Origin of the sequence: Uliginosibacterium sp. H1, assembly GCF_036017065.1 — a bacterium.
Classification (GTDB): domain Bacteria; phylum Pseudomonadota; class Gammaproteobacteria; order Burkholderiales; family Rhodocyclaceae; genus Uliginosibacterium.
On sequence record NZ_JAYXHR010000001.1, the window covers coordinates 1,534,426 to 1,547,649 of the forward strand.

Here is a 13,224-nt window from a genome sequence, read left to right on the forward strand (position 1 = left end):
GCCATGGCCGAGACCCCGCTCGCCGAGCAGATCTTCTACAACCCGCGTCCCACCCTGCGCATCGCCGGGCAGCCGGACGTGCGCATGAGCAACCTGCTGCTCGCCCTGCGCATGGACGAATCGGAAGGCGGCATGAGCCGCGCCGAACTGCGCTTCTCCAATCTCGCCAGCACCACCGACGGCGGCGCCGAGGCCGCCTTCGACGAGAGCTCCGACCTCAAGCTGGGTGCCGAGATCGCGGTGTATTGCGGCGACGCCAGCGCACCGCGCGAAGTCTTCCGCGGCAAGGTCACCGCGATGGAGCACCTGTTCAGCACCAGCAGCGCACCGCAACTCACCGTGCTCGCCGAAGACGCGCTGCAGGCCGCGCGCATGGCCCGCCGCAGCAAGGTGTACGACCAGATGTCGCCGGCCGACGTGGTGAACGCCATCGCCAGCGAACTGGGCCTGCGCCCCACCATCACCGGCCTCACCGCCGGCACCGGCACCTGGGCCCAGGTCGGCGAGAGCGACCTGTCCTTCCTGCGCCGCCTGCTCGCGCGCTTCGACGCCGACCTGCAGATCGTCGGCGAGGCGTTGCAGGTCTCACCGCGCGGCGACGTACAGCGCGGCACCGTCGAGCTGACGATGTTCTCGCAACTCGCCCGCGCCCGTGTCATCGCGGACCTCGCCGACCAGGTGACCGCCACCACCTGCAGCGGTTGGGACCCGGTGAATGGCAGCACCGTGAGCGGCGACGCCTCCGCCCCCACCCACGCCGGCCCCGGCAGTGGCAAGACCGGTGCGCGCGTGTTGCAGGAGACGCTGGGCGAGCGCAGCGAACACGTCGGCCACCTGGTCGCCAGCAACGACGACGAGGCACGCGCAATCGCGGAGGCCGCGTTCGACCAGCGTGCGCGTCGCTTCGTGCGCATCGCCGGCGTGGCGGAGGGCAATGCCCAGCTGCGTGTCGGCACCCACGTGAATGTCAGCGGCCTGTCGAGGCAGTTCGACAACACGTACTACGTGGTGCGGACCTGTCATCTGTACGACCTGGCGCAGGGGTATCGCACGGAGTTCGATGGTGAATGTGCTTACCTGGGGGGTGCGTGATGGGATACGTCGTTGCGCGCACCTTCCGTGACTGCAGCCGATGTGCGCCGTCACTCCTGACGGTCCCTGAGCTTGTCGAAGGGCGGGAATCCAGTGTCTTTGGATTTCGTTTTCGATTTCGTTCTTGGTTTTGTTCTGCCGGCTGGCGCCATGGGGCAGTGGTCGATCTTGAAGCTGATGCCGGGACTCGCCCCGGCGGGCGAGGTTCTTTCTTTGTGCGGACAAAGAAAGAACCCAAAGAAAGCCGCCCCGCTTCCGCCGCCGCCTTCGGCGGTGCCCTGCGCTGCTCGACAAGCCGAGCGGCTCCGCAACTCGCCCTCGCTACGCTCGGTGCTCAAACATGCTCGCCGTCGCGCTACGCGCGATCCCTCGGCTTGTCTGTGCTGCTCGGCGGCTACAGAGGGGATAGGGTGCCGTGCAGGATTGGTGGGCTGAACGATTGCGCGGGGCGACACGAACAACATCATCAGTCCGAATTTACGAAGGCCGCATCGCGGCCATGGGCCTTACGCCCAGTGGACATCGCGGCAAGGTTGGTACAACTCCCTCTCCCCTCTGCAGCCGCCGAGCAGCGCAGCGGTGGCGGGGTATCGCGCGAAGCGCGACGGCGAGGATGTCTGAGCGCGCAGCGCGAGTTCCGCAGCCGCCCGACACCGCGAGCAGCGCAGGGAACCGCGCTTCAGCGCGGCGGCGAAAGCGGGGCGCGTTCTTTGCCTACTTTCTGCCGCGCAGCAGAAAGTAGGTCGCCCGCCGGGGCGAACTCCCGGCCAAGCGCAACGAACAGCCACCGGCCCTTCGGCGGGAGCCAGCACGACATCCAAAACAAAAAACAACGTCGCTGGATTCCCGCTTCCGCGGGAATGACGGTGCGTGTGGGCAGTTGCAACGCGGTACGCGGGCAACGAGCGGCGCCCTTCCAGACAGAGGGGAAAAACGCATGAACCGCGACAACATCTTCGACCGCCCCGCTGCCTGGATGCAGGCCGCTATGCTCGCGCAAGTCGTTTCGCTGGACGACCCCGACCGCCGCAACCGCGTGCAGGTGCGCCTCCTCTCCCACGACTATTCCGAAACCCACGACGCCCCGATGTGGGCCCGCGTGGTCTCGTCCTTCGCGGGCAACGACCGCGGCGCCTTCTTCATGCCGGAGGTGGACGACGAAGTGCTGGTCGTCTTCGTGCAGGGCGACATGCGCCACCCGCTGATCGTCGGTGGCCTGTGGAACGGCGCATCGGCGTCGCCGGCGGACATCCAGAGTGGTGGCGACAACCGCTACAAGCGCATCAAGTCGAAGAACGGCATCGTCATCACCATGGACGAGCAGCAGGGCCAGGAGACGCTGACGCTGGAAACGCCCGGCGGCCAGACGGTGACGCTGAAGGACGGGCCCGGCGAGATCACCGTCGAGGACAGCAACGGCAACAGCGTGAAGCTGGAAGCGGCCGGCATCACCGTGCAGGCCTCGGCCAAGGTCAAGGTGCAGGCCTCGCAGGTGGAAGTGACGGCCGGCATGGTGAAGGTGGACGCGGCGCTGTCCAAGTTCTCCGGAATGATCAAGTGCGACGTGCTGCAGACCAACTCGGTCATCAGCACCAGCTACACACCGGGCGCGGGGAACATATGGTGAGCCCACTCCGCCTGCTCCACGAAACGAAGCAACTGTGCGCAACGCGCACGCGCCGCCACGTTTCACCTTTCACGTTTCACGTTTCACCTCCCGAAGGGAGCGCGCGATGAGCCACGACATCGTCCTCGCCCCGCCCGCCGAGCTCGTCAACAACGCGCTGCCGACACGTCATCGCAGTGCGCCGGCCATCCTGCAGCGCAGTGACGAGGACTTCCTGGAAGCGGTGCTGGAAGGCCTGCGCACCGACGCCAGCCGTCGCGCGCTGGTCGGCTCGCGTGCGGCGATGAAGCACAAGAGCGGCGCGCTGAAGCTGTTCCAGCCGGTGCAGCGCCAGTTCCACCTTGCGTTGCTGGAGGCCTTCTGCGACCAGCCCGGTGCACCGCGCCTGGACCCGAAGCGGGTGGAGTCCGCCGGCTTCGTCATCCGCCGCCTGCGCGGCACGGGCAACAACCGCTTCTACGAAGGCTGGATGCGCATGCGTGGCCGCGTGCGCGGCTGGATGCGCGTGGAGCGCCTGGGCGACGACGACGCCGACCCGCAGTCCGGCTTCCGCCTCGCGCGCCAGAGCACCGGTGTGGCCGACATCGACCGCGCGCTGCGCACGCTGGACGTGGGCACCGAGAGCACGCAGCTGGAAGAACACATCGTGCCGATGTTCATGGCGCCGCCCGACGTCTGCAAGGAGGCCGGCAAGACGCTGTTCTACGGCATGCTGCCGACCACCAGCAGCGAGATTGCCGAAGGGCCGGTGAGCCTGCAGCAACTGCTGGGCGAGAACGCCAAGCCCTTCGGTCCGCAGGACGCCGAGTTCCGCAATCACCTCGTGGAAGGCCTGCGCGGCGAGTCCATGGACTTCCCGCTGGATGGCGAGACCATGCACCCCGGCTGGTTCGACGCGGTCGAGTCTACGGGTGACGAAAGACCCGCCGGCATGAGCAACGCGCACTGGACCGCGCTGGTGACGCGCAGCGAGGTGAGCCCCGGCATCCATCGAAACCTGCCGAGCGGCGAAGGTCGCAAGCTGCAGCGGCTCATCGCGCTGCTGCGCCAGCTCGCGCTGGAGTTCAACGCCTTCGACGAGACGGTGGCGGAGTCGGCCCAACTGCGCACGGTGCTGCGCGAGATCCGCCTGCCGCTGAAGCTGCGACCGGTGAGTCCCGGCGTGCCCGGCTCGCCGATGAAGCCGCGCGAGTACGTCGATGCCGAGACCTTCTGCAAGCGCGCGGTGAAGGTGCTGCTGGAACGCGACACCAACGCCACCCGCCCCGAGATGCCGGAGAACTGGCCCTCGCTGGACAGCGCGCTGCGCACCCGCCTCGCCCAGAAACTCTCCGCCTCGCTGAACCGCCGCTTCACCGATGTGAAAGGCGCGCCGGGCCGCTATGACGAACCGGATGCGCAGTACGCGATCCGTGCCTTCGTGCGCGAGAAGCCGGCCTGCGGTTGCCCGGCGAAGGTGCACTGGAGCGATTACAGCGAGCCCTTCGTCATCGCCCCCTGGTTCGAGGGCGCCGGTGCACCGCCGACGCAGGTGACCCTGCCCGACCTGAAGGACATCAAGGGCCTGAAGCCCAACGTGTCCTTCGTGGTGCCGCCGTCGCTGCAGGGCCTGCTGGCCGGCAGCCCGAAGGACATGATGGAAGGCAAGGGCACGCCGGGCAGCGAGTGGGGCCTGACGTGGATCTGCAGCTTCAGCCTGCCGATCATCACGCTGTGCGCCTTCATCGTGCTGAACATCTTCCTGGGCCTGTTCGACCTGATCTTCCGCTGGCTCTTCTTCATCAAGATCTGCATCCCCTTCCCGAAGAAGGACTGACCATGGCCGATACCTTCCGCCCCCTGCTCGGCTGGCCCTGGCTGCCCCTTCCCGACGAACACGGCCGCATGGAATGGCCGTCGCTGGAACAGAGCGTGCGCGATGCCATCCGCATCATCCTGAGCACGCGCCCCGGCGAGCAACTGATGCGCCCCAACTTCGGCGGCGGCCTGGACCGCCTGCTGCACGCGCCCAACACGCTGGCGACGCGTCGCCAGATCCGCGACCTGGTGCAGGACGCGCTGTCGCGCTGGGAGCGCCGCATCCTGCTGGACGCGGTGGAGGTGTGGGAAGTCCCCGGCCAACCCAGCCACCTGCGCGTCGAGATCGGCTACCGCCTGGCGCAGAACGGCGCGCCCGCCAACATGAATGTCACTGTCCAACTTGAGGCCTGAGCGTCATGCCCATCCTGCCCCCGAGTCTTGACGATCGCCGCTTCGACGACCTGGTCGAAGACCTGATCGCCCGCATTCCGGCGCACACGCCGGAGTGGACCAACCCGCGCCTGGGCGACCCCGGCCGTTCGCTGATCGAGCTGTTCGCCTGGCTGGGCGACACCATCCTGTACCGCGCCAACCTGATTCCCGAGCGCCAGCGCCTGGTGTTCCTCAAGCTGCTGGGCATGGGCCTGCGCCCCGCCCAACCGGCGCGTGGCGTGGTGAGCCTGTCCTTCGCGCAGCCGACCGAACTGGGCGCGCACAGCATCGCGCCCGGCGCGCGCATCAAGGGCGCCGTGCCCTTCGAGACGCTGACAGAAACCACCGTGCTGCCGGTGACCGGCGAGGCCTACATCAAGCGCCGCCTCACCGATGCGGAATCCAGCCGCATGGCCGGGGTCATCTCCGGCCTGTCGCGCGTGCATCGCCTCAACGGCGCGGTGCGCGGCTACGAGACCACGCCGGTGTTCGCCGAAGGCCGCGCGGAGCCCGCGGGCACCGACGTGTTCGCCCGCAGCATCGACCGCGTGCTGTGGATCGCCCTGCTCGCCCCGCAGGCGCCCGACGAGACCGCGCAGCCCACCGTCAACGAAGCCGCCCGCAAGGCACTGGGCGGTGGCGGCACCGGTGCGCCCTCGCTGCTGTCGGTCGGCCTGGTGCCGGCGCTGAAGATGCCCACCCTGTTCGAGGAAGTGGACATCGCCACGCCGGTGCCGGTGATGTGGGAGATCGCGACGAAAGGCCGTGGCGCGCTGGACACCGACTACCTCACGCTGGAACCGCTGCCCGGCAGCGACAGCACGCGCGGCCTCACCCAGCCCGGCACGCTGCGCCTGCCGATGCCGGCCGACTCCTTCCTGTGGGTGCCGCCGAACAACGTCGGCGACAACCCGCGCGCCGGCGTGGGAGACACGCCGCCGCGCCTGGACGACAGCGCGCGGGCCGCCCGCCTCATCGGCTGGCTGCGCGTCCGTCCGCGCCCCGGCGCGCAGGTGTCCAGCCTGTCGCTGTCCTGGCTGGGCCTCAACGCGGTGGAAGCCGACCAGCGCGTCACGCTCTCCGGGCAAGTGCTGGGCGTGTCCACCGGCGCAGCCGACCAGGTCTTCTCGCTGCCGGCACGCAGCGTGGATCGCGAATCGCTGCTCATCGAAGTGGAAGAGACCGGCCGTGGCTACCAGCGCTGGCACCGCGTGGATGACCTCGCCGCCATCGACGACGACCCCAACGTGGCGCGCGATGCCGGCGTGTTCGAACTGGATGCCGAGGCCGGCACGCTGCGCTTCGGTGACGGCGTACGCGGCCGCGTGCCGGACCGCCAGATGCGCGTACGCCTGGCCAGCGGCCGCTTCGGCGGTGGCCGTGCCGGCAACCTCGCGGGCGGCAGCCTCGCCGAGATTGCCGCCACCCGCATCGACGGCCGCCCTGCACCGGCCATGAAGGTCAGCCAGCCCCTGGCGATGGATGGCGGCGAGGATGCCGAAACCCTCCCGGTGGCGGAGAAGCGCATCCCGGCGATGCTGCGCCATCGCGAGCGCGCCGTGACCGCCGAGGACTACAAGCTGCTCACCCAGCAGGTGCCAGCGGTGGACGTCGGCCGCGTGGAGGTGCTGCCGCGCTTCAAGCCGCGCGACCGTCGCTTCGACGTGCCCGGCGTGGTCAGCGTGCTGGCCCTGCCAGTAGCGCCTTTCGGGCCGGCGCCCAACCCGCGCCCCGACCGTCCCTTCATCGAACGCGTGCACGCCTACCTGTCGGCGCGCGTGCCGCTGTCGACCGAGCTGTACGTGATCGGCACCGAGTACGTGGCGCTGGGCGTGTCGGTCGCGGTGCGCATCCGCGAAGGCCACGCGCGCGACAAGGTGCTGTACGAAGTGCGCGAGGCGATCCGCCGCCTGCTGTGGCCGCTGGCGCCCGGCGGTGCCGAACAGACGGGCTGGCCGCTGGGCCGTGATGTGCGCGAACGCGAGCTGGAAGTGGAAGTGTCGCGCGTGGCCGGTGTGCTGGAAGTCGGCGGCCTCAACCTGTTCCGCCGCAATGGCGACGACTGGGCCATCCTGCCGCGAGCCAGCGTGGATGCCACCCAGACGCTGTCGCTGTCCGCCTGGCAACTGCCCGAGCTGCTGTCGGTGGTGGCCATCGAGTCCAGCGGTGGCGGCGCGCCCACCGACCTGCGCGCAGTGCCCAACCCCTTCGCGCAGAACAACGCCGTGGCGGTGCCCGTTGTGCCGGAGTTCTGCTGATGGATGCCAACGGCCAGCGCTTCTGGTTGCTCGCCGATGCGGCCCACTGGCCGCAGCGCAGCCACGTGCACTGGGACGCCGGCTGCCGCGCGCTGAGCCTCGCCTCGGAGCGCACACTGCCGGCACCTGCCGACCTTGCACTCAACGAGACCGATGCCCTCGCGGCCCTCGATGAAGTGCCGCGCGCGGTCGATGAATCCAGCGTCGTGGTCACCTGGTGGCCGGTCATTGGCGAAACACCGGAAGACATTACCCATACCCTCGTGGTGCGCAGCCACCTGCCGCAGGCCGCGCTGGCGCTCACCCTGGCCGCACAGCCGAGCGACCTCGCCATCGGTGGCGACGGCGTGCTCTACGTCGCCCTGCCCGACGGCGTGCTGATGCACGATCTGCGTGAGCGCTGGGCCGACGTGACGGTGCGCCTCAGCGGCTTCACGCCTTGGCGCCTGGCCTGCGATGCCAGCGGCGGCGCCTGGGTGCTGGAGCGCGACAGCGGCCGCCTCGCCCACCTGACCGGCTACCCGCTGCCGGCGCAGACGCCGCAACGCGAGGACTACGCCGGCACGGTGTTCCGCCCCGACCCCGAGAACTGCCACGCCCCGGCGCTGCGCCTGGTGCCCACGCCTGCATGGCCGGCTGGCGAGCGCGTGCAGGCGCTGGCCGCGCACGGCGAGGGCGGCCTCGCCCTGCTGTCGTGGAGCACGAACGCCGACGCACCGACCCGCCTGTGGCGGCGTGTCGCCGAAGCCTGGCAGGCACCCGTCACCCTGCAGGGCGCGGTGCATGCCTACTCGCTGGCCTGGCTGGATGCGACGCGCGTGGTCGTGCGCATGCCGGGTCGTCCGGACGCACCCGCCTTTTCGCTGGACGCCGCACTCGGCAGCGCGGCCCGGCTGCCGCTGGGCGAGATCTTCCCGCTGGCGAGTGATGCGGTGGAGGCCGGCTTCGCGCATCACATCGAAGGCGTGCACCCGCAACCGCAGTACCCGGTGCGCCACGACGCGGCCGAGCCGCTGCTGCCGCTGTCCCTGCCCAACCTCGCGCGCACCGGCAGCGCCGCCAACTACCGCATCGACGGCGCGGGCGACGCGGGTGAGGAAAATGAGGTGCTGCGTGCCCACCTCATCGACAGCGGCACGCCGGCCACCGTGTGGCACCGCGTGTATGCCGAGGCGATGATTCCCGCCCACGGCGCTTTCGTGCTGTGGCTGGCCGCCACCAACGATGCCCGACCGCCGGCGACCGACGACCTCGAAGCCTGGCATCCGCACCTGTTCGGTCGCGACCTCGGCGGACTGGGTGAGCTGGCGCGCTACCCGCAACTGCCACGCGCGGTGTGGGAGCCGCTGCCGTCCGAGTTGCCCGGCCATCCCGGCCTCGCCCGCTGGCAGCCGGAGCCTGGCACGCGTGGCCTGTTCTCGGTGCTGGTGCAGAACGCGCGCCAACGCGTGCGCACGCTGTCCGGCCGTTACCTGTGGGTGCAGCTCGCGCTGCAGGGCGACGGCCGCAGCGGGCCGGAGGTGGTGGCCCTGCGCGCCTACGGCAGCCGTTTCTCGTACGCCGAGCAGTACCTGCCGCGCGTGTACCGCGAGACGCTGTTCGGCGATGCTGCCCGCCAGCCCGGTGAATTGCTGGTGCGCATCGACGAATCGCACGCCATTCCGCTGGATGCCGGCGGCATTCCCGACGCGGCGCTGCTGGAACGCCTGGCGGAAGACGACATCCTGCCCGGCGCCGGTGCCCGCGTGGTCATCGAGAAGGCCGGCAGCAGCTGGCTGCTGTTCGACGGCACCAGCAGCCGCTGCTGGCGCCTGCGCCGCGAGAACCAGGCAGTCGGCGTGTATCGCCCGCAGAGTTCGCGCGCGGATTTCCTCGGCCGCATGCTGGGCAACTTCGAGGGCGTGCTGACGCAGATCGAAGACCGCATCGCCGCCGCCCACCTGCTCACCGACCCGACCGCCATCCCCGAGGAAAACCTCGACTGGCTGGCTGCCTGGGTCGGCATCGCCTTCGATCCGGCCTTGCCGGCGAAGCATCGCCGCGCCTGGCTGGAAGCCGCGCCGCAACTCGCACGCTGGCACGGCACCCGGCGTGGCCTCGCGCTGGCGCTGGACATCGCCAGCGGCGGCGCCGTGGCTGGCGGCGAGATCATCCTGCTGGAAGACTTCCGCCTGCGCCGCATCCTCGCCACGCTGCTGGGCGTCGACCTCGCCGACGAGGACGATCCGCTGCTGCCCGGCCTGCAACAGAGCGGAAATTCGGTGGTGGGCGACACGCTGGTGCTGGGTGATGCCGAACGCGCCGAGCTGATGGCGCTGTACCGCGAGGAGGCCACCAGCGCCGCCGAGGACCGCAACATCGCCGCCTTCTACGGCCGCCTCGCCCATCGCGCCACCGTGCTGGTGCATCGCGAGGTGGAGGCCATGGACTTCGGCCTGATCCGCCGCATCGTGGCGCTGGCCACGCCGGCCCACGTCGACACCCGCGTGGTGGCCGCCACCTGGCCCTTCCTCGTCGGCGTCGCCAGCCTAGTCGGCGTCGACAGCTACCTCGCCCGTCCGCTGAAGCGCCGCCCGGCCCGCGTGCAGGTCAGCGCCATCGGCATGGGCGACTACGTGCAGGGCCCCGGCTCGCTGGACCCGCGCCTGCGTGGCGAAGCCGCCCCGCCGGTGGATACCCGCGACGGCCCGCCCGCCCTGCCCGCGCCGGCACCCGAACCACGCAAGGCGCCCGCCGCCCGTCCTGCCAGCCGAGGTGCCACCCGAGGTGGCACCACCACCCGCCCATCCTCACCCGATGCCACCACGCGCAGCGGCAGCACGGACAGCAGCCCGCGCCCGCGCAAACCCCGCAAGAAAAAGGAGTAACGGCATGAGTACCTCCAGCGTCCTCCGCTCCCCGAAGGCCGACCCGCTCTACGCCCAGCCGCCGGCCGACCGCCCGGCCTACGCCACCGGCATGTTGCTGGACGCGCAGGACTTCCTCGACGAGCAGACCTACCACCGCGGCCGCCTGGCCCGCGCGCTGATGCTGCTGGCCGGCGGCGGCACCCTGGCCGGCCTGCGCGTGAGCTACCAGGCCGCCGTGGAAGCCGACGAGGAGACCGACACGCCGGCCGTGCCGGAAGAGATCCGCGTCGAGCCCGGCCTCGCCGTCGACCGCCTCGGCCGCCTCATCGAACTGCAGCGCCCCGCCTGCCTGCGCCTGGCACGCTGGTGGGACGCCACCGAGGAAGACAGCCTGCGCGTCGCCGCCTACACCGGCTTCACCGATCTGCTGTCGGCACGCGTGCAGCAAGGTGTCACCCTGCCCACGCGTGCGGTGGCGGCCGACATCTACCTGCGCTTCACCGCCTGCCCGCGCGGCCTGACGCCGGCCTTCGCCAGCGGTCCCTTCGACGCGCTGAACGCAGTGTCCACCTCGCGCGTGCGTGACGGCTACGAGCTGACGATGGTGCCGCGCGCCGGGCTGGCCGCCGGCACGCCCGGCCTGCCCTTGCCGGCCGGTGGCAGCGACATCGGCAGCGCCGATGCCGACGTACGCCGCGCCGCCCTGCAGGACGCCGTGTTCGACGGCTACCCCGCCACCGACGAAGGCGATGGCAGCGGCAACCTGCCCGGCCTCAGCGAGCACCCTACCGACGTCGGCATCGACACCACCTCGGTGTTCATCGCCCGCGTGCTGATTCCCGTCTCCGGCGGCGATGGCGACCCCGCCGAGCGCGATGGCGACGCCGTGCTGGTCGACAACTACAGCCGCCGCCTGCTGCCCGGCGTCGCGCTGCTGTCCCGCCTCGCCGGCTACTGAGCTGCCATGACCCGCAACACCGCAACCCACCCCTCCCTCCCGCTACGGAGCGCATCATGATCCTCACCAATGGCACCGCCCGCGAACAGATTGACAGCAGCAACGTCGCCGAGCTGCGCCGCGCCGGCGTACTGATCGAGGATGCACGCCGCGAGCGGCCGCGTTATTTCGACGGCCGCTTCCTGGCCGCCCGCGACCTGATCCGCGACCAGCAGTACTTCCTGACCCGCGAGGCCGATCTCGGCCGCGCCGCGGGCAGTGGTGTCGCAGCAGGACTCTTCGTGGACGAGGGCGGCAACGGGCAGACGCTGAAGGTCACCGCCGGTCACGGCGTGACCCCGGCGGGCGAGCTGGTGCTGCTGCCGCGCCCGCTGGACGTGCAGCTCGCCAACATTCCGGTGGCGGAGCAACTGTCGGCACGCTTCGGCCTGTCGCGCCAGCCCGCGCCCCCGCTGCGCAGCCGCACCGGCCTGTTCGTGCTGGCGCTGCGCCCGGTGGAGTTCACCGCCAACCCCATCGGTGCCTACCCGACCTCCATCACCGGGCAGCGCACCGTCGAGGATGGCGATGTCATCGAGGCCACCGCCATCGTGCTGGTGCCCTGGCAGGACGACGGCGCCGCCGACGCGCTGGATGCCCGCCGCGGCCGCGTGGCGCGCAACGTCTTCGTGTCCGGCAAGGACGAGGGCCTGTCGGCCAACGTGCTGCCGCTGGCGATGCTGGCGCTGCAGAACAACACCATCGTATGGATCGACGAAGCCATGGTGCGCCGCGAGCTGGGCGCCGACCGCGGCGACCTGCCCGGCCTCGGCTTCGCCCCGCGTGCGCTGCGCCTCGCCCACCTGATGCAGTACCAGGAGCACCTGCGCTACGTGGTGTCGAAGAGCAACAACCGGCCCTTCCCGGCCGGCGCGCATTTCCCCGCGCTGCCCAGCGCCGGCCCGCTGCCCAAGGGTGTCATCAACGTCGCCGACTTCACGCAGAATTTCTTCCCGGCCGAGATCGACGTCGACTTCACCATCGTGCCGGAGGACGAACTGCCGGCGCTGATCGAAGAGGCACTGGCGCTGCAGCCCATCGACCTCACCGTGCCGGTGGAGACGCTGGACTCCACCGCGGTGATGATCCTCGCCCCGGTGCCCCGTCACCAGTGGCGCGCGGTGGAACAGAAGCTGAAGTCGGTGGTGGTGCGCACCATCAAGCCCGCCGCCCCCAACCTGCTGGCGCAGCGCAAGCCGCTGGAAGTGCTGCAGCGCCTGCGCATCCCGCGCCCGGCCCTGGGCACGCTGGACACCAGCAACCCGGTGGATGCCGAGTGGCAGCGCCTGGCCGGCCTGCCCTCGCTGTGGTTCGTGCGCCGCCGTCATGTCGCCTACCGCGACGACTACACCGGCGCCTGGAAGCAGGTCACCGGCATCGACGAACGCGCCACCGAGGAAGTCCTGCGCTCGCGCCTGACCAGCCTCGGCCTGGACCGGAACTTCGACGCCATGTTGAAGAACACCACGCCGGCCGCCGCCGCGACCATCACCAGCCTGCTGGCCTCCACCAAGTTCTCGGAATCGCCGGCGCTCACCGCCGCGGCCATCGGTTCGCTGAACAGCGCCGTGAAGGCCAATGCCGAGGCCGGCAAGCTGGACGAAGCCAGCGTGCTGCAGGTGGCCTCGGACCTCAACGCGCCCGGCACCGGCGACGGCCTGCAGAAGGTGGAGCAGGTGGTCGGCAGCGACAAGGTGGCCAACGAGAGCCTGCAGGAGATCGCCAGGAACGACGAATGGAAGAAGACGGATGCCGCCGCCAGCCTGGCGACGAAGGAAGAGATCCGCGAGATCGCCATCGAGAAGATCAAGCTCAAGCCCGGTGTGGTGATCGACACCAAGCCTGTCGACACGAAGCCCGTGGTCAACGACGTCAAGCCGGTGGTGACGGACACGCGCATCGGCACGCCGGTGGCCGGGACACCGACGAAGGTCATTGCCTCGCCGGTTCTCACCAATCCTGCACTGCGCACGAAGCTGGACGGCGGCGTGTTGAAGCCGGGCGTCGTCGTCACGCCCAAGGCTGCGCCGAAGGTCACTGCCCGGAAGACCGCTGCGAGAACACCGGCCAAAGCACCTGCCAAAGCACCGGCCAAGGCGCCTGCCCAAACCAGCACACCCAAGGCGCCCGCGACGAAGAAGGCCACGACCGCCACCAGGAAGAAGTGAT

At 70.3% G+C, this 13,224-nt stretch carries 8 protein-coding genes; all 8 read left to right on the forward strand.

Translation table 11 applies throughout. The features are described from left to right. The first annotated feature begins 3 nt into the window (after positions 1-3). The 8 genes from VVD47_RS07085 (at position 4) to VVD47_RS07120 (ending at position 13,223) form a co-directional block, all read left to right on the forward strand. Complete coding sequence (locus VVD47_RS07085) at positions 4-1,092, forward strand: phage late control D family protein (RefSeq protein ID WP_327602702.1); 1,089 nt, start codon at positions 4-6, stop codon at positions 1,090-1,092. A 937-nt stretch (positions 1,093-2,029) separates the two neighbouring features. Next, positions 2,030-2,719: a phage baseplate assembly protein V gene (locus VVD47_RS07090; RefSeq protein WP_327602703.1), complete on the forward strand. Its 690-nt coding sequence runs from the start codon at positions 2,030-2,032 to the stop codon at positions 2,717-2,719. A gap of 106 nt (positions 2,720-2,825) precedes the next feature. Then, on the forward strand, positions 2,826-4,535 hold the full coding sequence (locus VVD47_RS07095; protein ID WP_327602704.1) for a hypothetical protein: 1,710 nt from the start codon (positions 2,826-2,828) through the stop codon (positions 4,533-4,535). 2 nt (positions 4,536-4,537) lie between these two features. Then, positions 4,538-4,930, forward strand: coding sequence for a GPW/gp25 family protein (locus tag VVD47_RS07100; protein ID WP_327602705.1), 393 nt, complete (start codon positions 4,538-4,540; stop codon positions 4,928-4,930). 5 nt (positions 4,931-4,935) lie between these two features. Then, positions 4,936-7,209: a putative baseplate assembly protein gene (locus VVD47_RS07105; protein WP_327602706.1), complete on the forward strand. Its 2,274-nt coding sequence runs from the start codon at positions 4,936-4,938 to the stop codon at positions 7,207-7,209. Beyond that, positions 7,209-10,076, forward strand: coding sequence for a phage tail protein (locus VVD47_RS07110; protein ID WP_327602707.1), 2,868 nt, complete (start codon positions 7,209-7,211; stop codon positions 10,074-10,076). Before VVD47_RS07105 ends, VVD47_RS07110 begins: the two co-directional genes overlap by 1 nt. A gap of 4 nt (positions 10,077-10,080) precedes the next feature. Continuing rightward, positions 10,081-11,016 (forward strand): hypothetical protein, encoded by a 936-nt coding sequence (locus tag VVD47_RS07115; protein WP_327602708.1) that lies wholly within the window; start codon positions 10,081-10,083, stop codon positions 11,014-11,016. Positions 11,017-11,072: 56 nt separating this feature from the next. Next, the gene (locus VVD47_RS07120; protein ID WP_327602709.1) at positions 11,073-13,223 is read left to right on the forward strand and encodes a hypothetical protein; all 2,151 of its coding nucleotides are present in this window, start codon (positions 11,073-11,075) and stop codon (positions 13,221-13,223) included. Position 13,224 lies beyond the last annotated feature (1 nt).